We start from the raw sequence: 20,582 nt of genomic DNA on the forward strand, positions 1-20,582 counted from the left end.
AGCTTACCCAACGGTGACCTTACCGACTTTCTTACCCGAAGAACGAAAGATCGCTCAGCGCGCCCGCTTGTTGAGGTTGAGATAGGCGTCTTCGAACTGCGCAAGCTCGCGTAAGCCGTCCCAATCCTTGATGCTGACGGTCGATCCGACCCAGCTCACCATGCCCGTTGCGCGCAGATCCTGCAGGGTGCGGTTCACATGCACCACGGAAAGGCCAAGCATATCCGCGAGATCGATCTGCGTGATCGCCAGGCGGTAGCTGTAATCCTTGGCAAGCCCGACGATATCGAGCCGGATATACATTTCGCACAGGAAGTGGGCCATGTGGCTGAGCGGAGACATGCGCCCGAGCGCAACGATCCAGGCGCGGTGCATGGCGGCATCGATCGTGGTGGCCAGCCACAGCAGGCGTCCGAGATGCGGCAGACGCTCGGTCACGCGCCGCACTTCGGGATGGGCCGTCAGCGCCACACGGCAATCGGTCAGCGCCGTGACGTCGTGATCCATCTGGTCGAGCAGCAGAGAATGCAGATCAACATAATCGCCCGGAACATGCAGGGCGCTGATCATGCGCTTTCCGTCGGCTAGATAATGCGCACGTGCCGCCAGACCTTCGAGAACGAGGATGCTGGAAGTCGGCCGGTCGCCTTGCCGGATCATCGCCGTGCCTGCGGCATAATCCTGGCTGTTGAGCGTCAGCGCGTCGAGGGCAGCAATTTCGTCGGTGGACAGGTCATCCCGCCGCGACAAAAACATCACCAGGGGATTGGTCACGGGGAGACTCACACGAACGAAGGAAAGATCTCAGGTAAATACAAGAGCTTAGATACACTGCCAAGCCCAGCCCCGATTGCTTTTTGTTAATTGGGTCCAACAAAAAAGCCCGCTCGATCGGCGGGCTTTTTCCTTTCGCGTCCGGTCGAAGAAGCGGGCCGTTATAGCCCGCTTCGGAACGATCAGGAATGATACGCCACTTCGCCATGCGAGGTGATGTCGAGGCCCTGCGTTTCGGCTTCGGTGGTTGGACGCAGACCGATCACGACATCCACCAGCTTGTAGAGGATTGCCGACACCACACCGCACCACACGATCGTCACCAGAACGGCGAGGATCTGCGTGTAAACCTGGCCGCCCATCGTGACGCCTTCGGCATAGCCGATGCCGCCGAGCGACGTGGACGTGAAGATGCCGGTACCGATGGCACCGATGATGCCGCCAACGCCATGGATGCCGAACACGTCGAGCGAGTCGTCATAGCCAGCCTTGATCTTCACCACGGCAACGAACCAGTAGCAGACCGCGGACGCCAGAGCGCCGAGCACGATCGCACCGATCGGACCGATCAGACCCGCAGCCGGTGTGACGGCAACGAGGCCGGCAACCATGCCCGAAGCGCCGCCCAGCATAGAAGCCTTGCCGCGCGCCAGACCTTCGATCACCACCCATGCGATCACGGCGCCTGCCGTGGCGGTGAAGGTGTTGATCATGGCGAGTGCCGCGCCGCCGGTGGCTTCCAGGTTGGAGCCGGCATTGAAGCCGAACCAGCCGACGAACAGGATGGAAGCGCCCACCATGGTCAGCGTCATGGAATGCGGCGCCATGTTGTCGCGACCATAGCCGTGACGCTTGCCGACCAGCAGCGCGCCAACCAGACCGGCAATACCGGCATTGATGTGCACGACGGTGCCGCCCGCGAAATCAAGCGCGCCCCAGCCAAACAGAAGGCCGTTGGAATCCCAGACCATGTGCGCGATCGGGAAGTACACCAGCGTCACCCAAAGAACCACGAACAGGATCACGGCCGAGAACTTGATGCGCTCGGCAAAGGCACCGACGATCAGAGCCGGCGTGATGCAGGCGAAGGTCATCTGGAAGCAGATGAACACGAATTCGGGGATCATCACCCCATCAGAGAAGGTGGCGGCCTGCGATTCCGGCGTGACACCAGCCAGGAACAGCTTGCCGAGACCACCCCAGTAAGGGCTGGTGGAACCGCCGAAGGCGAAGGAATAGCCCCACAGAACCCAGATCACGATCACCACGGCGGTGATCATCGTGCACTGCATCAGCACCGACAGCATGTTCTTGGCGCGCACCAGGCCGCCATAAAACAGGGCCAGGCCCGGCAGGATCATGAACAAAACGAGGATGGTGGAAACCATCATCCAGGCGACGTCGCCCTTGTCGACCGTTGCAACAACGGGTGCTGCGGCATCGGCGGCAACCGGTGCCGTTTCCTGTGCAAAGGCGCTGAGAACGCCGAAAGCGCCGAGACCCGCGGCCGCAGCCAGGCCGGTGCGCGCCATTGGCAGCAGGCGAGCGGCCAAAGAAGTGGAAACTGTCATGGAAATCTCCTTGGATTCGCGTCGGCCGCTCAAAGCGCGTCGCTGTCGGTTTCACCGGTACGAATGCGAACGGCCTGATCGAGCGCGTAAACGAAGATCTTTCCGTCGCCGATCTGCCCGGTCTTGGCGGCAGCGGTGATGGCTTCCACGGCGCGATCAACCAGTTCGGCCGCAACCGCGACTTCGATCTTGATCTTCGGCAGGAAGCTCACGGCATATTCGGCGCCGCGATAGATTTCGGTGTGACCCTTTTGCCGTCCATAGCCTTTGACCTCGGTGACGGTCAGGCCCTGAATGCCGACAGCCGTGAGCGCTTCACGGACTTCGTCGAGCTTGAACGGCTTGATAACAGCCATGACGATTTTCATACGCAACCATACCCCTTCGTTTCGCGGGTTGAGCCCGCTGCCCCATCTCAACCGCGCGCAAACGCGGCCCATGGACGAAGAGAATCAAGCTTCATGCCAGTTGGGCTGAAGCGGTTGCGAATGGTCAAAAAGCAGCTCATTCGCCAATGAAACAACCGGCGACGACGAGTCTGCTCGCCTGGAACTGCCTGTTAGAAAGGCAAAGATCCAGAGATCAAGCAGGATGCTTCGTGCGTAGGCGGATCAGCCCTTCCTGAGCAACGGATGCAATCAGGGTCCCGTCGCGACTGAAGATCTGGCCCCGCGCGAAGCCGCGTGCGCCCATCGTGGAGGGCGTGTCCTGGCTGTAAAGGAGCCAGTCATCCATTCCGTTCGGTGGCTCCCGATGAAACCAGATCGCATGATCGAGGCTGGCCATCTGGATATCGGGTTCGAAGCCCCACCTCCCATGCGGGAAGGTTGCGGTGTCGAGCAGCGTCATGTCCGAGATGTAGGCCAACATCGCGGCATTCAACGCCCGTGTGGCGGCTTTGACGCCGTTGATACGCATCCACACCTTCTGCTGCGGCGGCAAGGGCTCGCGGGATGCATAATGTTCGATGTTGACGGGGCGGATCTGCAACGGCCGTTCGCGCGCCCAGAAACGACGGATCGCTTCCGGCAGGTTCTGCCCATAGCGCTCGATCAGCTCCATCTGCGTCATCAGCGTTTCGGGTGCCGGCACATCGAGCGGCATCGGCACCTGGTGGTCCAGCCCCGGCTCGTCCTTCTGGAAGGACGCTTCGAGCGAAAAGATCGCATGCCCGTGCTGAATGGCCACCACGCGGCGCGTGGTGAAGCTGCCGCCGTCGCGGATACGGTCGACCTCGTAGATGATCGGCACGGCCGGATCACCCGGACGCATGAAATAACCATGCAGCGAATGGGTGTGGCGATCCGCACTTACCGTGCGCTGCGCCGCAACGAGCGCCTGGCCTACCACCTGTCCGCCGAACACGCGCTGCCACCCGACCTGGGGGCTGCGACCACGAAACAGGTTGAGTTCCAGCGTTTCAAGATCAAGTATATCCAACAAGTCCCGCATGGCCTCAGACATGGCCTGTTATCCTTCCGCTGCTTGGTGGCGCCCGGTTTACGAACAGTTCGCCGCGTGCAAGTCAAGGCAGACCCCTGAGAACGGAGAAGCCGAACATGGCGCCTTCCACCAAGAGCAATCTGCCGGAGCAGACCCCATCGGACGCGGCCACGCGCACCAGCTTCGACGTGGTGATCGGCGGCGGCAATTATGTTGGCCTCGCGACCGCCGTCGCAATCAAGCAGGCGCGCCCGTCGCTCGAGGTCGCTGTGGTGGACGCTGCACCGGCCGGCGTTTGGAAAAAGGATTCGCGTGCTTCGGCGATTGCAGCGGCTGCCCGGCGCATGCTGGATACGCTCGGTTGCTGGGACGAACTGGCTGAAGAAGCACAACCGATCAACGAGATGATCATCACGGATTCGCGCACCGCCGATCCCGTGCGCCCCGTTTTCCTGACCTTCGACGGCACGGTGAGCGCCGGTGAGCCCTTCGCGCATATGATTGCCAATGTGCACATGAACGGCGCACTGCGTCGCCGGGTCGACGAACTCGGCATTGTTCTGATCGAAGGGGCCGGCGTCAGCAACTTCGAGCGCAGAAGCGCAGGCGTCACGATCGACTTGAGCGACGGACGCACCCTGACCAGCCGCCTGCTGGTTGCGGCAGACGGCGTGCGCTCCAAGCTGCGCGACCTCGCCGGCATCAAGGTCAACAAATGGGACTACGGCCAATCCGGCATCGTTTGCACGGTGAAGCATGAGCGGCCGCATGAAGGGCGCGCCGAAGAGCACTTCCTGCCCGCCGGCCCCTTCGCCACGCTGCCGCTCAAGGGCAACCGCTCGTCCATCGTCTGGACGGAGCGCACCGAGGACGCCAACCGCCTTGTGGCCGAAGACGATCTGATCTTCGAACTCGAGCTCGAACGCCGCTTCGGCTTGAAGCTGGGCGAAATCCGCGTTGAAGGTCCGCGCAAGGCCTGGCCGCTCGGTTTGACGCTTGCGCGCGACTTCGTTGGCCATCGCTTTGCGTTGGCCGGAGATGCCGCGCACGGCATTCATCCGATTTCCGGACAGGGCCTCAATCTGGGCTTCAAGGATGCGGCAGCGCTTGCTCAGGTCATCGTGGAAGCCGATCGCATGGGACGCGACATCGGCATGCTCGATGTTCTGGAAACCTATCAGCGCTGGCGCCGCTTCGACACGCTGCAGATGGGCATCACCACCGATGTGCTGAACCGACTGTTTTCCAACGACATCGCGCCGATCCGCGCCATCCGTGATCTTGGCCTCGGCCTCGTTGATCGCATGCCGCGCTTGAAGGACTTCTTCATCAACCAGGCCGCCGGCGTGAGCGGGCCTTCGCCGAAGCTTCTGCAAGGGCAGCCGATCTAGGAAACAGGGCGGAGCACAACGGTGAGCCTCGATTCAGTCCGAGCCTTCTTTGCCGAACACGCAGCTGACATCACAATCATCGAAACAGCGGAAAGCTCGGCAACCGTTGCTTTGGCTTCTGCGGCGCATGGCGTCGAGCCGGCACAGATTGCCAAGACGCTCGCTCTGAAAGTCGACGACACGGTGCTGTTGGTGGTCACCAGCGGTACGGCGCGCCTCGACAACCGCAAGTTTCGCGACCGGTTCGGGGGCAAGGCAAGAATGCTCGACGCCGAGCAGGCCCTAGCTCTGACAAGTCATCCCGTTGGCGGCATCTGTCCGTTCGGTCTGCCGTCGCCGCTTGCCGTTTATTGCGACGAAAGCCTGCACGCATTCGCCGAAGTGCTGCCGGCTGCAGGAGCGACAAACACAGCCGTACGCCTGTCGCCCCAGCGTCTGGCTGAGCTGACGCAGGCGCAGTGGGTGGACATCTGCCAATAACCAGGCCTGCGATGGAAACGGGGATTGCGCACGCTATATGCGGTTGAGAACCCGACTGTGTCGTCCCGACACGTCGGACAATCACTTGTCCTTAAACTCAGGAGATCGCACATGAAGCGCACAGCAACGGCAGTCTGGAAGGGCACTCTGGCTGAAGGCACCGGCACGCTCGATACGCAAAGCGGCGCAATGACCGGCGCACCCTATTCCTTCAAGGGTCGGTTCCAGGATGAAAGCGGCAAGTCCGGCACCAATCCGGAAGAACTGATCGCCGCAGCCCATGCCGGCTGCTTCGCCATGCAGCTGTCGCACTTCCTGGCCGAAAACGGCACGCCGGCCGACAAGCTGGATGCCGTTGCTACCGTGCATTACGGCCCGGCTGACGGCGGCGGCTTCGCCATCACCGAAAGCGCAATTGCACTGACCGGCACGGTTCCGGGTATCGACGACGCCAAGTTCCAGGAACTGGCAAACAAGGCCAAGGAAGGCTGCCCGGTTTCCAAGGCGCTGGGCGCCATCAAGGTCAGCCTGGACGCCAAGCTCGCCTAAGCTGCGTCCAATGATCTACCAAAAAAGCCGGTCCGCATTGCGGGCCGGCTTTTTTCTTGGTCGGCTTTGATCACCAGATCCGACCGGGCCACTTCGGTTCGGCAGCTAAGCCATCGAAAGCCATATCGGCCGAAATCAGCGTCAGGCCACGCGTGAGGGCAGTTGCCCCAATGATCCGGTCAAATGGATCGCGATGCGCCCAATCCAAAGTGGCGGCCACTAAACTTACTTCCGGCGACACGTCCAAAAAACGTCCGCCTTGTTCATCCGCCAGTCTGATCAGACTCGTTAAGAACGGCTGCATCTCAGGCCATTTGCCCAGGCGGACTTTCTGGCCGATCTCGAACAGGCTGATGGCACTGATCGAAACCCTATCGGCCCCTTCCATTGCGGCAAGTGCACTGGCGGACAAACGAGAATCGGCTGTGAGGGACCAAGCCCAAGCATGCGTATCAAGAAGGATATGGCTCAATCCCGACCTTCCCAGAGCGCCAATTCTTCCTCGCTCATAGGTTCAAAGAAGTCGGGGCCGGTTCCAGTAAGTTGGTCCTTCAAAACGCCGAGTTTGAATTGGCCCTGCGCGACGGGCACAATCTTGACCACCGGCAGCTTGCCCTTGGCGATGATCACCTCTTCGCCTGACAAGGCTGCCTCGATTAACTTGGAAAGGTTGGTCTTTGCGGCATGGACCGTGACCTGCATCCGACACTCCTATTAGCTAACTTAGCTAATAGAAAAACTGCAGGCTACTGTCGAGTCCTTCATGCCCTCAAATCACGTTCAGCTCCACAAAGGGCCTGTTGCCGGGGATGCGCTCATAGGCGAAGGCGCTGCAATCAACGCTGCGGTAGCGGCCGAAGGTCACCAGTTCCGCCAGCGCCTTGCCGACGGCGGCGGCCTGCTGCAGGCCGTGGCCTGAAAAGCCGTTGGCGAAGATGAAGTTCTTGACCTGGGGATGCGGACCCACGACCGCGTTCTGGTCGAACGTGTTGTAGTCGTAATGCCCCGCCCAGGCGCGGGTCGGCTTGATGGCCTCGAAGGCGGGGACGCGGGTGGCCAGAACGGGCCAGATCACCTCCTCGAACAGGCTCCAGTCCGGATCGAAATCTTGGGGATCGGCCGGTCCATCCGTATCCGGGTTCTCCGCTCCACCGGTAATGTAGACCTGGCCTTCCGGCCTGACATAGATGCCGGACGGATCAACCATCAAAGGCATGTCCTCGAACCGGTCGCGCGCTTCGAACACGAAGACGTTGCGCTTGCGTGGTTCCACGGGCAGGTCGATGCCTGCCATCGCTGCAACCTTGCCGCCGTTGGGACCGGCCGCGTTGATCACGAGACCGGCCGAAACCGTTCCGCCTTTTTCCAGCGTCACGCCGGTGATCGTGTCGCCTTCGCGCGCAATGCCGGTCACCGCATCCGTGATGAGGTCGACCTTCATGCTCTTCAGCGCCTTGCGGAACAGGCCGAGCAGCGCATGGGCATCGAACCAGCCCTCGCCGCTGATCCCATAAGCACCGCCCGCGATGTCTTCGGTCGAGAGCCAGGAAAAGCGCTTGGCGAGCGTTTCGGCATCTTCCAGCACGATCTCCGCGCCTTCAGCCAGCTGCACGGCGTGGTTCGCCCGCAGGATCGGCAGGCCTGCTTCGCTTGCAAGGATCAGGTAGCCTTTTTCGCGAAAGGCAATGTCGGCATCCGCACCAAAGCGGTCGGTCAGCTCGCGAAACAGGTTCAGCGTGAAACGTGACAGACGGATATTTTCGGCAATCGAGAATTGCTGGCGGATCGATGCCGCGGACAAGGTCGTGGCGGATGTGGCAAAACTCGGATCGCGTTCCACAAGGCCGATCGTGCCGGTGAAGCCCTGATCGCGCAAGAAATAGGCCGTGGAACTGCCGACGATTGCGCCGCCAATAATGAGAATATCGTAGCCAGTCATGAGGATGTTCGTTCCGTGAAAGCGGGCGCACGCAATCAGGTTCATGCCGCCTTCGCAAGCGGCATTTGCAGTCGCTGGCCTCAGGAGAAAGTCCGATAAGCTCTTGCGCCCTTTTCGAGGCCCGGCGATGAATGGGTATGACATCCGCTCATCCCCATCGTTCTGTGCTTTATGTCCCGGCGGCCAACGAAAAGGCGCTGGCCAAGATCCCCGATCTTCCAGCCGATGCGATCATTCTTGATCTGGAAGATGCCGTCGCGCCCGACCAGAAGGCAGCCGCGCGCAACAGCCTAGTCCGGTTCTTTGAAAAGCGGCCGAACAAGCGCTTGATCATCCGCATCAATGCGATGTCGACGCCATGGGGCGTTGACGATCTGGCGGCTGCGAGAGCCTGCAAACCGGACGCCATTCTCCTGCCCAAGGTCGATTCGCCCCGCGATATTCTGGAAACCGATGATGCGCTGGATGAGGGTGACGCGCCCAAGCGCATTCGTTTGTGGGCGATGATCGAAACACCGAAGGCGATGATGAATATCGGCGCGATTGCCGGGCTCGGCCGCGACCGTGCCGCGCGTCTTGCCTGCCTGGTCGCAGGTACCAACGATCTCGCCAAGGACACCGGCATCCGCATGACGCCGGACCGGCGCTATCTTATGCCGGCTTTGTCACAGATGGTGATGGCCGCGCGGGCTGGAAACCTCACGGTGCTCGACGGCGTCAGCAACAATTTTCGCGATCTCGATGCCTTTGCGGTTGAATGCCGGGAAGCGAGCAATATGGGCTTCGACGGCAAGACGCTGATCCATCCCGCCCAGATCGATCCCGCCAACAGCGCTTTTGCGCCGAGCGACGAAGATGTGGCGCAAGCGCAAGCCATTGTTGACGCCTTTGCCGCCGATCCGACACAAGGCGTCATCCAGATCAATGGTCGCATGATCGAGCGGCTGCATCTCGCGCAAGCCGAGGCGCTGCTCGCCGCCCGTATCGATTAAAGGAGAAACGATGAAACTCTACCGCTTCCTGTCCGCCCCCGATGATTCGAGCTTCTGCCACAAGGTGACAGCGGCGCTGAACAAAGGCTGGGAGCTTTATGGCAGCCCGACCCAGACCTTTGATGCCGCAAGCGGCATCATGCGCTGCGGCCAGGCCGTGGTGAAGGATGTGGAAGGGAAGGACTACCATCCCGACATAAAGCTCGGCGAGCAGTAGGCTCTACTCCGCCGCTTCCTCGATTTTCTCCATGTCGTCGTCCGACAAACCGAAATGGTGGCCGACTTCATGGATCAGCACATGGCTGACGATGTCGCCCAGCGTTTCCTCGTTTTCCGACCAGTAATCGAGGATCGCACGGCGATAGAGCGTGATCTTGTTCGGTGCCTCGCCGGTTTGCGGCGTCCAGCGCTCGGCAATGCCGCGGCCTTCAAAAAGGCCGAGCAGGTCGAACGGCGTTTCCAGCGCCAGATCGTCCATGATCTCTTCGGGAGGAAATTCCGCGATCTGGATGATGATGTCGCCGGTCAGCTTGCGAAAATCTTCCGGCAAATGGGCATAGGTTTCCAGCGCCAGCAGTTCGAACTCCTCGATCGAGGGCGAAAACTGATCATGCCATTGCCGGGTTTGATAAAGACGAGCCATTCGGTCTCCTTTGGCCGGCTCATATAGAGCTTAAAATCAGAGCTTTCGAGGACTTTCGCATCAACACCCCTAGAGGCCGCAGCGTCAGGAATAAATTCTCTTCTGCGCGCTTGACTCTCAGGGCACCGTCGGGAATCTATTAGAACATAACACGAACGAACTCGATCGGAGTGGAACGTCATGGCGGTATCAGCCTTGGCGCAGGAGAGGCTTTGTGCCTTGCGTCACGAGATTGCCAGGATCGAGGGCGTTTTGCCGGAGCGCTTGGCCGCCCCTTCAGGCGCTCCTTCCGGCAAAGAACAGGAAGCAACCGCTAACGGCATCCTGATGCGGCGCAGCGGGCGCGGTCTGCCCGATGGCGATGTTTTGCCGAGCCATGTGGAGCCGCTCGATGAGCTCCTCGGCGGCGGCTTGCCTTTGGGTGCGCTGACGGAAATCCATGCGCCCACAGCACGTGCAGCGGGGGCGGCAGCAGCCTTTGTTCTGGCGCTCGGCTCCAGGCTCCTGCAGCGCGAACCTGAAAAGCATCTGCCGCTGTTGTGGCTGGGCACGACGGAAGCCTTTTCAGAAGGCGGCCTGCCCTATGCCGCCGGTATCCGTGAAACCTTCGGCATCGCTCCGCAGCGCCTTCTTTTTGCCGAAGCGCCCAGGCTTGGCGACACGCTGTGGATCGGTGAGGAAGCGGCACGGCTGCCGGATCTGGCCGGCGTGATCCTGGAACTGCGCGGCAATCCGCGCATGCTGGATCTCACCGCCACGCGCCGGCTGCATCGCCGTGCGCAGGCAGCAGGCAGGCCGGTGTTCCTGCTGCGCCAGTCAGCCGAACAAACGCCCACCGCCGCACCCGTTCGGCTGCTTGTGGCCCCTGCCCCCGCAGCACCCCGGCAAACGCTTGATGGCCCCCTGCAAGGCTCGCTCGGCCCGCCTGGGCTCCTTCTTACAGTCGCCAAAAGCCGCACCGCACGTCCAGGCACCTTCACGCTGGAATGGAACCCTCATGAACGCCGTCTCCAACTCCGCACAACAAACCAGACTTCAGCCCAAGCACAGCCAGCGGTTCCTGGCGCTCTGGTTTCCGCGTCTGTCTACCGACCGCATCTGGCGCAAGCGGCTGGGCAAGTCGTGGGCTTCGCGCCGGAACAGCGACGGGCCGCCGCTGGTGGTTAGCCGCCGGCAGGACAATGCGCAGCGGATTGCCGCTCTCGATACAAAGGCGGAAGCCCTCAAGCTGCGGATCGGCCAGGGCATTGCCGAAGCACGCGCCATGCATCCCGATCTCGATATCGTCGAGGAAGATGTTGAAGGCGACCGCCGCCTGCTCGATGCTTTGGCCGACTGGTGCGATCGCTACACGCCGCTGGTAGCGATGGATTGGCCGGACGGGCTTTATCTCGACATCACCGGCTGTGCGCATCTGTTCGGTGGCGAAGTGGCCTTGATGGAAGATGCGCGCCGCCGGCTGAGGGAACAGGGCTTCGATGTGCGCGGTGGGCTCGCCGCGACGCCGGGCACCGCTTATGCTCTGGCACGCTTCGATTCCGGTGCGATCATCGAACAAGGCGATGAAGCGCAGGCCTTGGCGCCCTTCCCCTTGTCTGCCCTGCGGATTGCTCCCGATACCCGTCACGGCCTGGAAAGTGTCGGCTTGCGCGTGGTGGGTGCCGTCATGGCCGCTCCGCGAGCCCCGCTCGCCAAGCGTTTCGGCAAGGAGCTTCTGTTGCGCATAGACCAGGCCGTGGGACGGGTGGAAGAATCCATCACCCCGCGCCGTCCGGTCCCCGACCTATCGGTTGAACGCCGCTTCTTCGAGCCGATCGGCACGATCGAGGATATCGAGCAGCTCGTTCTGACCCTGTCCACCACCCTTCAGCCGGCTCTAGCGCAGCGCGGTGAAGGCGCGACGGCCTTGGAGCTGGCGCTGTTTCGTGTTGATGGCACCGTGTTTCGTTTACGGGTGCGCACGGCCCGGCCGCTGCGCGATCCCAAGCTGATCCGGATCCTGTTTCGCGAGAAACTCTCCGCAACGAGCGAAAGCCTCGATCCCGGCTATGGCTTCGATCTCCTGCGCCTGTCGGTTTTGACCGCACAGCCTTTTGCGGAAGTGCAAAGCGATCTGATGAAGGAAGGCGATGAAGAGGTGCAGACCATTGCCCTTCTTGCCGACCGGGTGGAAGCGAGGCTCGGCCGCCAGGTCGTGGTGCATCCGGTGGAGATCGCGAGCCATATTCCGGAACGCGCGATCGCCTATGCGCCGGGTGCCGCAACACCGGTGGATGAGGAAGATGACGTCCAGCCGGCCTCCACCTTCACGCGCCCCTTGCGTCTCCTGCGCCAACCCGAGCCCGTGGATGTCACGGCGGAAGTGCCTGAAGGTCCGCCTGCCCATTTCCGCTGGCGGCGCATGCATCACCGCATTGTTCGCGCCGAAGGACCGGAGCGGATGATACCCGAATGGTGGCACGACGAGAAAGGCGAAACACGCGATTATTTCCGCGTCGAGGATGGCGAAGGCCATCGCTACTGGCTGTTTCGCCAAGGGCTTTATGAAGGCGAGCCGAGACTTGCGCCCTTGATGAAGGAAAAGATGGAGGAAGAAGAACGCCGTCGAACCGGCAAATCGATCAAGGCCGAAGATCCCAATCCGGCAAAGGATGAGGATGACGACAGCCTGCCCGCAGCGCCTCCACCCATGCCGCGCTGGTACATGCACGGGATCTTTGCGTAACCATGTCCGGCCAGATCCAGGCACCCGCCTATGCCGAGTTCGCCGTGCAATCGAACTTCTCCTTTCTGCATGGCGCCGCTTCGCCCGAGCAGATGGTCGGCGGGGCGCTGGAACTCGGCTACACCGCGGTTGGCATCGCGGACCGCAACACGGTGGCCGGCGTGGTGCGCGGCTGGAACATGGCGAAAACCAACGATGCTGCGTTTCATCCCGGCAGCCGGCTCGTTTTCTGTGACGGCACACCGGATGTGCTGGCCTATCCGCAGAACCGAAAGGGATGGGGCAATCTTTGCCGGCTCTTGAGCCAGGCCAATCTGCGCGAGGAAAGCGAAAAAGGCGCATCGCACGTTTATCGCGCCGACCTTCTCGAATGGGGCGAGGACATCTCGCTTGCAGTTCTGGCTGATCCTCATGGCGATGCGGCGCAGACGCTCCCCTTTCTTGAAGAGCTTCGCCAGCGCTTTCGCCGCTCGGTCTGGCTTGCAATGGCACCGACCTACCATGGCGATCATCGCTTTCGTCTTGCACAGATGACGGCGCTTACCCGCCATTCCGGCCTGCCGCTGATGGCCGTGAACGATGTCTTGTATCACCGCCCCGAGTTCCGCGAGATGCAGGATGTGGTCACCGCGATCCGCCTCAACAAGCCGGTGAGCGAGATCGGGTTGGAGCGTCAGGCCAATGCCGAGCGCTACCTGAAATCTCCGGCGCAAATGGCGCGGCTTTTCGCCAGCGTTCCGCAAGCCCTGCTTGAAACACAGCGCTTTGCCGCCACGCTGCGTTTTTCGCTGAGCGAACTCAAACACAACTATCCCAATGAGCCCACGCGCGATGGCGCAACGGCGCAGGAAGAGCTGGAGCGGCTGACCTGGGAAGGGGCGCGGGTGCGTTTCCCCGATGGGTTGAGCGAAAAGACCGTCGAAATCCTGAAAAAGGAGCTCGCTCTGGTTGGGGAGCTTGGCTATGCCGGCTACTTCCTGACGGTCAACGACATCGTTCGTCATGCGCGCAAGATCGGCATCCTGTGCCAGGGGCGCGGTTCGGCCGCCAATTCCCTGATCTGCTACTGTCTGCGCATCACCGATATCGGCCCGGATCGCATGGAAACGCTGTTCGAGCGCTTCATCTCGAAAGAGCGCGGCGAGCCGCCGGATATCGACGTCGATTTCGAGCACCAGCGCCGCGACGAAGTCATCGCCTTCATCTACGAGAAATACAGCTTCCGAAACACGGCCCTTGCGGCAGCGGTGATTTCCTATCGCTCACGCTCGGCCATGCGCGAAGTCGGCAAGGCGCTGGGCCTGTCGGAAGACACGATCAGCGCCCTTTCGGCATCGACCTGGAAATGGGGCGATACTTCGCTCGGCGCACGCGAAGCCGCTTCGGCCGGCCTTGCGATGCGCGATCCGCTGACCCGGCGCTTCTTCGACTATGCCAATGCGATCCAGGGCTTTCCCCGCCATCTCAGCCAGCATGTCGGCGGCTTCGTGATCACGCGTGACCGGCTCGACGAGATCGTGCCGATCATGAAAACGGCCATGCCTGAACGCAAGATGATCGAATGGGACAAGGACGATCTCGACTCCGTCGGCCTGTTCAAGGTCGATATTCTCGCTCTCGGCATGCTGTCTTGTTTGAAGCGCTGCTTTGATCTGACAGCGCAGCATTACCCAGACGAAAAAGCCACCTCGCTCGCAAGCATCCCCGAAGGGGAAGACGACGTCTACGACATGATCTGCCGCGCCGACACAACGGGCGTGTTCCAGATTGAAAGCCGTGCGCAGATGTCCATGCTGCCGCGACTGAAACCGCGTCGCTTCTATGATCTCGTGATCGAGGTCGCCATCGTGCGCCCCGGTCCCATCCAGGGCGACATGGTGCATCCCTATCTCAGGCGCCGCGAAGGGCTGGAAGAGCCCACCTATATCAAGCCCCAGCTGGAAGCGATCCTCGGCAAAACGCTCGGCGTGCCGCTTTTCCAGGAACAGGCCATGCGGATTGCCATCGAATGCGGTGGCTTCAAGCCGGACAAGGCCGACAAGATGCGCCGCGCCATGGCGACCTTCCGGCGCGTCGGCATCATTTCGCAGCTGGAACACGAACTGATCGACGGCATGGTCAAGAACGGATACCCGCGCGATTTCGCCGAGCGCTGTTTCCGGCAGATCGAAGGCTTCGGCGAATACGGCTTTCCCGAAAGCCATGCCGCGTCCTTTGCCCTGCTGGTTTATGCATCCTGCTGGTTCAAGACCTTTTATCCCGACGTCTTCTGCGCTGCGATCCTGAACGCTCAGCCGATGGGCTTCTATGCTCCGGCGCAGCTCGTGCGCGACGCGCGCGAGCATGGCGTGGAGATCCGCGAAGTCGACATCAACCATTCCGACTGGGATTGTACCCTGGAAGAGGTGCGCTTCGAGCCTGAGCGGATCGCTCCACGCCATCGCTCCATGAAGAACGTGATCCGCAGCCATCATGCCGTGCGGCTCGGCTTCCGGCAGGTCAAAGGCCTGAAGATCAAGGAACTGGAGCAGTTGGTTATCCGGCGCGGCACCGGCTACGATTCGGTGCGCGATCTGTGGCTGCGCAGCGGTTTGCCTGCATCCACGATCGTGCGCCTGGCGGAAGCCGATGCGTTTCGCTCGCTCGGCCTCGATCGGCGCGCTGCTTTATGGGCTGCACGCGCCCTCGACGCCAAGGCCGCTCCCGAAACCCTGCCCTTATTTACGCAGGCAAACACCAAGCTGCGCGATTTCGAGCCGGAAACCCACCTGCCCGCAATGCCGCTGGGCGAGCATGTCATTCATGATTACCGCACGCTGACCCTGTCCCTGAAGGCGCATCCGGTCAGCTTCCTGCGCGGTCCCCTGATGCGCGAACGCACGCTGGCTTGCGCCGATCTGGCCAATACAAGGAACGGCCGTTTCGTGTCCGTTGCCGGTTTGGTTCTGGTGCGTCAGCGCCCTGGTTCGGCCAAGGGCGTCATCTTCATGTCGATGGAAGATGAAACGGGTCTCGCCAACATCATCATATGGCAAAAGGTCTTCGAAACCTTCCGCCCGATCGTGCTTGGCGCGCGTCTGGTGCGTGTGTCCGGCAAGCTGCAGCACCAGGGCGAGGTCATCCATGTGGTGGCGCACAGGCTGGAAGATCTGACACCGCGCTTGGCCGACCTGTCGGAACACGGCCCCACCATCGACAGCCTCGCCAGTGCGGACCATGTGCGCCGCCCCCTGCCGCAAAGCGCCAACGGTCCTTATTCCGAAAAGCGTGTCGCCAAACTCATGCGGGACATGCCGGAGTTCAAGGATGACATCGAGGAACTTGCCAAGCGCTCGGCAAAGGTCATGCCACGCGGCCGCAACTTTCAATGAGAAGCGTTCAATCGAGCTCGATCACACGCGCTTCCGATTGGAGCAGGATCGGAATGCCATCGCGCACCGGATAAGCCAGCCTCGCACCGGGCGAAATCAGTTCTTCATGCTCGGCATCATAGCGCAGCAAGCCCTTGGTCACCGGGCAAGCCAGAAGCTCGAGCATGCGAACATCCAGCTTGGCGACACGACGCGGCGACGAGGGGCTCTGCTCCAGCTCGTCACCCATGGCGAGAAACTCGCAGACGGCTCATTGCAGACCTGAGCCGAAACTGTCCTGGGAGCGGGCCAAGGCCATTTCGGTGATCGCGATCAGCGTATCGGCGCGCGTACGCAGATCCGGCGCCTCCAGCAGCGCCTGCTTTTCAGCCGCGCCGTACGGGGACATCATGGACAGCGCATTCACCAGCGTCGCGTTTTCTGCCCGGCTGACGCCTTCCCAATCGGCATCGAGCTCGTTGACTTCGAGATAGGCTTTCAGTGTCTTCAACAAAGCCGGCCGGTCGATCTCACCACTGCCGGCCTCCTCGTTGAGGTCGCCGACGAAAGGCGCGATGCGGCACATGCGATAGGCTGCCTTGTGCTCGATCTCTTCCGCTACACGAAAGCGGCAGATGCCCTGCAAGCCGATCAGGTAACGACCGTCACCCGTTTCGGCCAAAGACACGAGCCGTCCAAGGCAACCGACGGCGCACAAGCTCGGCTCGCCATTGGCAAGCGTTCCGCCGTCGAGGCTTGGCTGGATCATGCCGATCAGCCGATCACCCCGACACGCCGCATCGATCAGTTTGAGATAGCGCGGCTCGAAAATGTTCAGCGGCATGCGTCCGCCAGGCAGCAGCAAGGCTGCCGACAGCGGAAAAATCGGGACCACCGAAGGTATATCTTCAGCGGTGCGGTAATGGGCATTGCCGGCCTGCACAAACATCTCCTCACGCCTGCCCCATGATGTGGAGCGTCCGTTCGGTTTCTCAAGACCGTTTGTGCAGGCTGCCGATCAACGAAAAAGGAGACCCGAAAGCTTGCGGCGTGCCGAAAGCGTCGCACGGTCGGTCATGCCCCATGCTTCAAAGAACTTGAGCAACTGCTGACGCGCGCCATCTTCGCGCCATTCCCGGTCCGCTTTCATGATTGCCAGCAGCTGATCGGCTGCCTCGTCGCGGTTGCCGCGTGCATTGGCGATCAAAGCCAGATCGAAACGGGCGGCATGATCGGCCGGATCGGAATCGAGCCGACGCTGCAGCTCGTTTTCATCGCCAAGCTCGGCGATCTGGTCTGCCAGAGCGAATTTGGCGTGCAAAGCGGCAACACCGACATGGCCGGCCTTATCCTGCGGAACACGCTCGAGAAGTTCGCGCGCGGCATCCACCTGTCCGACATCGAAATACAGGTTTGCCAGTCCGGCCAGCGCATCGACATTGGCTTCATCTTCGTCGAGCACAGCGGCGTAAAGATCGGCTGCAAGGGCTGCCTCACCGCGCGTCTTTGCTTCTTCCGCTTGGGTCAGGAGATCGGCCGTTCCACCGGCCATGTCTGCCGTCAGCTTGTCGATAAAAGCCTTGATCTGGGTTTCGGGCACCGCACCCATGAACCCATCCACCGGCTGACCGTTCTTGAACGCGATCACGGCAGGAATGGACTGGATGCCGAGCTGGCCCGCGATCGACGGATGTTCGTCGATGTTCATCTTCACGAGCTTCACCGCACCGCGCGCGGCCTGAACCACGCGTTCCAGAACCGGCGTCAGCTGCTTGCACGGTCCGCACCATGGTGCCCAGAAGTCGACCAGCACCGGCTGTGCGCGCGAGGCCTGGATCACATCGGCCGAAAAGCCGGACGTCGTCGTATCCTTGATGAGATCGCCACCTGCACCGCCACCGGCATTGAGATCGCCACCCAAGGTCACTGCGGTCTGGTAGGACTGCCCTTCGGTTGCATAGGGATTGCCGGCTTTATCGCTCATGAAACATCCTTCCGGGCGTCAGCATTCATATCGTTCGGTTGGCTCAAGATGTGAGCAATCAGCCGGTGATTTTCAAGACAAGAGGCGGATGATCGACGGCTGCAAGAAACGCCAGGAGATCGTTCTTTCCGATCGATGTCGTGGCTTCGTTGGTCAGCGGATGAGCGTTGATGATCGTGCTTTCCATTAAGCTGCTGTCGAGCACCACCGTCACCTTGTTGTTGTCATCGTTGATCGCACCGAACACACAAACCGCGCCTGGCACGACGCCCAGGAGTTCCAGCAGCGCTTCCGGCTTTCCGAACGAGACCTTGCCCGATGCGCCGATCAACTGGTGAACGGTCTTGAGATCGACCGTCGCCATTTCTTCCACCACCAGCAGGAAGTACCGATCCTTGCGGTCTTTCACGAAGAGGTTCTTCGTATGCGCACCGGGAATGTCGCCACGCAGATGCTGTGATTCTTCCACCGTATGCAGCGGCGGGTGATCAACCGTGCTGGTCTGGATGCCGAGCTGGTCGAGCTTCGCCAGCAATCCGTCTCGATTCACACGCATTCGCTCTCCCATGCTTTCCAAACCGGTGCGTCAGCAACGTTCCGTAAAGGCAGCAGAAACCGTGCGCAAGCATGCGAAATTCCTGTTGCAATCGAAAAAGCTTTCGGCCATATAGGCGCGGCTTGCGGCGTTGCCGTGTGAGCGGGTGTAGCTCAGGGGTAGAGCACAACCTTGCCAAGGTTGGGGTCGGGCGTTCGAATCGCCTCACCCGCTCCAATCTTCCTTAGGGAAGTTCAAGCATTCAAAAAGTCGCCTTCGGGCGGCTTTTTTGTTGTTCGGCTCTGAGTTGCCAGCGTGCTTCCGTTTTGTTGAAGTCTCCGCCATTGACGCCTGCAGTGACACGTCATCTCATGGCGAGCCCTGGAGCCGGATCGAAGCCGAACAAATGAGACAATCGCCTGCGCCAGACGGCACTCTGGACCTCGGGGAACTCCCTGAAATCCTCGGCTATCTCTTGCGATTGTCGGCAAGGGCGTCCGATCAATTGGTGCTTCCCGTTCTTCGGGAAAACGGTTTTACGCGCGCCGAAGTCACCGCACTTCTGATTGTCTGCTACAACCCGGATCGCTCCTTGCAGGCGCTTGCACGCGCCATTGGCATCGAAATGCCCGCTACGCAGCGTCTGCTGAACGCCTTGCACACCAAGGGTCATGTCACGCGTCGCAACGCGGAACATGATCGCCGCCTCACGCTCTATCGTGCAACAGAAAGCGGGCACCTCGAAGCAGAGCGGATGAAGAGGCTTTCAAACCAGCAGGATCGCCGGCTGCTGGAAGGGCTCACCACAGAAGAACAGCAGGAGCTTTTCCGCTTGCTCAGGCATATCAGCCGACCGTCGAGCACCTAGCGCAAATCAGGAAGTCGGCTCTTGCCGCCTGGCCGATTACTTACTTATGGTAAGCATTTCAGTTGGAGATGTTTTCCATGCCGCCCTCACCCTCGCAGCACGCCGCCGATGCTCTCCTCATCAACGGGCAATCGCTGCGATCGATCCGCCACCACATCCACCAGAATCCCGAGCTTTGCTACGAAGAGCATCAAACGGCTGACTTCATCGCTGCCGCTTTGGATGCACTGGCAATTCCCTACGAGCGGGGATTGGGGGGAACGGGCATCGTGGCAACGTTGACCGGGTCCGGCAGCCGGGATGCAGGGCAAGCGCCGGTGATCGGCTTTCGTGCGGAACTGGATGCACTGCCTTTAACGGAACAGAACGACTTCGCGCATCGCTCGCTCGTTCAAGGCAAGAAGCATGGCTGCGGCCATGATGGTCATATGACCATGCTGCTCGGTTTGGCTGCCTGGCTTTCGCAGAACCGCGACTTTGCAGGCACGGTGCGCTTCATCTTCCAGCCGGCGGAAGAAGGTGGTGCAGGTGCGCGTCGGATGATCGAAGACGGGCTGCTCGAGGCTTTTCCGATGGACCGGATCTTCTCCTTGCACAATTGGCCCGACCTGCCAGCAGGAACCGTGGGCGTGATGCCCGGCCCCATCATGGCGGGTGGGCAGATGATCGAGGTGACTGTACGAGGACAAGGCGGACACGGCGCCACCCCTTATGCCTGCACAGATCAGCTCAACATCGCTGTCCAGATCCTCAACCAGATGCATGTGTTCATGGCGCGCCGGCTTCCGCCCTTCAGCCCGGCGGTTCTGACCATTACACGCTTTACGGGGGGTGAAGCCATGAACGTGATACCGGATCAGGTGCACTTCGACGGCACCATCCGTATTCTGGACGACGTAGCGGCGAACATCATCCGCACGGAACTGCCATCCTTGATCGAAGGCATAGCCCGCAGCTGGGGCGTCGAGGCCGACGTCACGCTGACGGACTTCTATCCCGTCACGTCGAGCAACGCCTCGGCTGCCGAGCTCGTCGAAACGGCCGCGAGAAACATCGGCCTGAAGGTTGAAACATCCGCCACCGGGTTGCGGCCGGCCATGACCAGCGAAGACTTTTCGTTCCTGCTGCAGAAAGTGCCTGGCTGTTATTTCTGGCTGGGCCAAGGTGGTGAACACGGCCTGCATCATCCGTCCTACGACTTCAATGATGACGTCCTGCCGACAGGCGTGATGCTTTACGCGGAGATCGCGCGACTTGCCTTGGACCAAGGCAAGATCGACGGGTGAATCGAGCTCACACGGTCAAAGACAAACGAGGGGTACAAAGATGACGACGCAC

The 20,582-nt window shown here is 61.0% G+C and carries 22 protein-coding genes and 1 tRNA gene; 11 read left to right on the top strand and 12 right to left on the bottom strand.

The genetic code is table 11. The features are described 5' to 3' along the window. Nucleotides 1-54: 54 nt before the first annotated feature. From JYU29_RS13010 to JYU29_RS13025, 4 genes are all read right to left on the bottom strand, one after another. Nucleotides 55-774, bottom strand: coding sequence for a Crp/Fnr family transcriptional regulator (locus JYU29_RS13010; RefSeq protein ID WP_213985247.1), 720 nt, complete (start codon nucleotides 772-774; stop codon nucleotides 55-57). 182 nt (nucleotides 775-956) lie between these two features. Further along, complete coding sequence (locus JYU29_RS13015) at nucleotides 957-2,345, bottom strand: ammonium transporter (protein ID WP_431192860.1); 1,389 nt, start codon at nucleotides 2,343-2,345, stop codon at nucleotides 957-959. A gap of 29 nt (nucleotides 2,346-2,374) precedes the next feature. After that, on the bottom strand, nucleotides 2,375-2,713 hold the full coding sequence (locus JYU29_RS13020) for a P-II family nitrogen regulator (RefSeq protein ID WP_189504613.1): 339 nt from the start codon (nucleotides 2,711-2,713) through the stop codon (nucleotides 2,375-2,377). A 214-nt stretch (nucleotides 2,714-2,927) separates the two neighbouring features. Then, nucleotides 2,928-3,809, bottom strand: coding sequence for an acyl-CoA thioesterase (locus JYU29_RS13025; RefSeq protein WP_213985248.1), 882 nt, complete (start codon nucleotides 3,807-3,809; stop codon nucleotides 2,928-2,930). Between the two features lie 95 nt (nucleotides 3,810-3,904). Here JYU29_RS13025 and JYU29_RS13030 point away from each other — a divergent pair, with 95 nt between their 5' ends. The 3 genes from JYU29_RS13030 (at nucleotide 3,905) to JYU29_RS13040 (ending at nucleotide 6,208) form a co-directional block, all read left to right on the top strand. Then, complete coding sequence (locus JYU29_RS13030; protein WP_213985249.1) at nucleotides 3,905-5,179, top strand: ubiquinone biosynthesis hydroxylase; 1,275 nt, start codon at nucleotides 3,905-3,907, stop codon at nucleotides 5,177-5,179. A gap of 21 nt (nucleotides 5,180-5,200) precedes the next feature. After that, nucleotides 5,201-5,659, top strand: coding sequence for a YbaK/EbsC family protein (locus tag JYU29_RS13035; RefSeq protein ID WP_213985250.1), 459 nt, complete (start codon nucleotides 5,201-5,203; stop codon nucleotides 5,657-5,659). A gap of 111 nt (nucleotides 5,660-5,770) precedes the next feature. Continuing rightward, nucleotides 5,771-6,208, top strand: a complete 438-nt coding sequence (locus JYU29_RS13040; protein WP_213985251.1) for an OsmC family protein — start codon at nucleotides 5,771-5,773, stop codon at nucleotides 6,206-6,208. A 70-nt stretch (nucleotides 6,209-6,278) separates the two neighbouring features. Here the strand turns inward: JYU29_RS13040 and JYU29_RS13045 are convergent, their stop codons facing one another. The 3 genes from JYU29_RS13045 to JYU29_RS13055 form a co-directional block, all read right to left on the bottom strand. Next, nucleotides 6,279-6,680: a type II toxin-antitoxin system VapC family toxin gene (locus JYU29_RS13045; RefSeq protein WP_213985252.1), complete on the bottom strand. Its 402-nt coding sequence runs from the start codon at nucleotides 6,678-6,680 to the stop codon at nucleotides 6,279-6,281. Further along, nucleotides 6,677-6,910: a type II toxin-antitoxin system Phd/YefM family antitoxin gene (locus tag JYU29_RS13050; protein ID WP_213985253.1), complete on the bottom strand. Its 234-nt coding sequence runs from the start codon at nucleotides 6,908-6,910 to the stop codon at nucleotides 6,677-6,679. Before JYU29_RS13050 ends, JYU29_RS13045 begins: the two co-directional genes overlap by 4 nt. A 67-nt stretch (nucleotides 6,911-6,977) precedes the next feature. Further along, nucleotides 6,978-8,147 (bottom strand): NAD(P)/FAD-dependent oxidoreductase, encoded by a 1,170-nt coding sequence (locus tag JYU29_RS13055; RefSeq protein ID WP_213985254.1) that lies wholly within the window; start codon nucleotides 8,145-8,147, stop codon nucleotides 6,978-6,980. Between the two features lie 131 nt (nucleotides 8,148-8,278). On the opposite strand from JYU29_RS13055, the gene JYU29_RS13060 reads away from it, so the two are divergent. Both JYU29_RS13060 and JYU29_RS13065 read left to right on the top strand, forming a co-directional pair. After that, on the top strand, nucleotides 8,279-9,139 hold the full coding sequence (locus JYU29_RS13060; RefSeq protein ID WP_431192861.1) for an HpcH/HpaI aldolase/citrate lyase family protein: 861 nt from the start codon (nucleotides 8,279-8,281) through the stop codon (nucleotides 9,137-9,139). 10 nt (nucleotides 9,140-9,149) lie between these two features. Then, a complete protein-coding gene (locus tag JYU29_RS13065) occupies nucleotides 9,150-9,356 on the top strand; it encodes a DUF1737 domain-containing protein (protein ID WP_213985255.1) in 207 nt (68 codons plus the stop codon). Nucleotides 9,357-9,359: 3 nt separating this feature from the next. Here JYU29_RS13065 and JYU29_RS13070 read toward each other — a convergent pair whose 3' ends face one another. After that, the gene (locus JYU29_RS13070) at nucleotides 9,360-9,782 is read right to left on the bottom strand and encodes a metallopeptidase family protein (RefSeq protein ID WP_213985256.1); all 423 of its coding nucleotides are present in this window, start codon (nucleotides 9,780-9,782) and stop codon (nucleotides 9,360-9,362) included. A 180-nt stretch (nucleotides 9,783-9,962) separates the two neighbouring features. Between JYU29_RS13070 and JYU29_RS18375 the strand changes: the two genes are divergently transcribed. From JYU29_RS18375 to JYU29_RS13080, 3 genes are read left to right on the top strand one after another with little or no spacing between them, the layout of a single operon-like run. Further along, nucleotides 9,963-10,949, top strand: coding sequence for an ImuA family protein (locus JYU29_RS18375; RefSeq protein WP_250157435.1), 987 nt, complete (start codon nucleotides 9,963-9,965; stop codon nucleotides 10,947-10,949). Continuing rightward, on the top strand, nucleotides 10,942-12,507 hold the full coding sequence (locus JYU29_RS13075; RefSeq protein ID WP_347879909.1) for a Y-family DNA polymerase: 1,566 nt from the start codon (nucleotides 10,942-10,944) through the stop codon (nucleotides 12,505-12,507). Before JYU29_RS18375 ends, JYU29_RS13075 begins: the two co-directional genes overlap by 8 nt. Nucleotides 12,508-12,509: 2 nt before the next feature. Beyond that, complete coding sequence (locus tag JYU29_RS13080; protein WP_213985258.1) at nucleotides 12,510-15,878, top strand: error-prone DNA polymerase; 3,369 nt, start codon at nucleotides 12,510-12,512, stop codon at nucleotides 15,876-15,878. A gap of 7 nt (nucleotides 15,879-15,885) precedes the next feature. Here JYU29_RS13080 and JYU29_RS13085 read toward each other — a convergent pair whose 3' ends face one another. From JYU29_RS13085 to JYU29_RS13100, 4 genes are all read right to left on the bottom strand, one after another. After that, complete coding sequence (locus JYU29_RS13085; protein ID WP_431192867.1) at nucleotides 15,886-16,044, bottom strand: Trm112 family protein; 159 nt, start codon at nucleotides 16,042-16,044, stop codon at nucleotides 15,886-15,888. 84 nt (nucleotides 16,045-16,128) lie between these two features. Continuing rightward, nucleotides 16,129-16,800 (bottom strand): LON peptidase substrate-binding domain-containing protein, encoded by a 672-nt coding sequence (locus JYU29_RS13090; RefSeq protein WP_213985577.1) that lies wholly within the window; start codon nucleotides 16,798-16,800, stop codon nucleotides 16,129-16,131. A 75-nt stretch (nucleotides 16,801-16,875) separates the two neighbouring features. After that, the gene (gene trxA, locus JYU29_RS13095; RefSeq protein ID WP_213985260.1) at nucleotides 16,876-17,841 is read right to left on the bottom strand and encodes a thioredoxin; all 966 of its coding nucleotides are present in this window, start codon (nucleotides 17,839-17,841) and stop codon (nucleotides 16,876-16,878) included. A gap of 58 nt (nucleotides 17,842-17,899) precedes the next feature. Further along, complete coding sequence (locus JYU29_RS13100; protein ID WP_213985261.1) at nucleotides 17,900-18,397, bottom strand: prolyl-tRNA synthetase associated domain-containing protein; 498 nt, start codon at nucleotides 18,395-18,397, stop codon at nucleotides 17,900-17,902. Between the two features lie 141 nt (nucleotides 18,398-18,538). On the opposite strand from JYU29_RS13100, the gene JYU29_RS13105 reads away from it, so the two are divergent. The 3 genes from JYU29_RS13105 to JYU29_RS13115 all read left to right on the top strand — a co-directional run bounded on the left by JYU29_RS13105 (nucleotide 18,539) and on the right by JYU29_RS13115 (nucleotide 20,530). Next, nucleotides 18,539-18,613 (top strand) — tRNA-Gly (locus tag JYU29_RS13105). Nucleotides 18,614-18,665: 52 nt separating this feature from the next. After that, nucleotides 18,666-19,244 carry a MarR family winged helix-turn-helix transcriptional regulator gene (locus JYU29_RS13110; RefSeq protein WP_213985262.1) on the top strand — a complete coding sequence of 193 codons (579 nt, stop codon included), beginning with the start codon at nucleotides 18,666-18,668 and terminating at the stop codon, nucleotides 19,242-19,244. Between the two features lie 77 nt (nucleotides 19,245-19,321). Beyond that, nucleotides 19,322-20,530, top strand: a complete 1,209-nt coding sequence (locus JYU29_RS13115) for an amidohydrolase (protein ID WP_213985263.1) — start codon at nucleotides 19,322-19,324, stop codon at nucleotides 20,528-20,530. The last annotated feature ends 52 nt before the right edge of the window (nucleotides 20,531-20,582 follow it).

Source organism: Tianweitania aestuarii (assembly GCF_018457165.1).
Taxonomy (GTDB): Bacteria; Pseudomonadota; Alphaproteobacteria; order Rhizobiales; family Rhizobiaceae; genus Tianweitania; species Tianweitania aestuarii.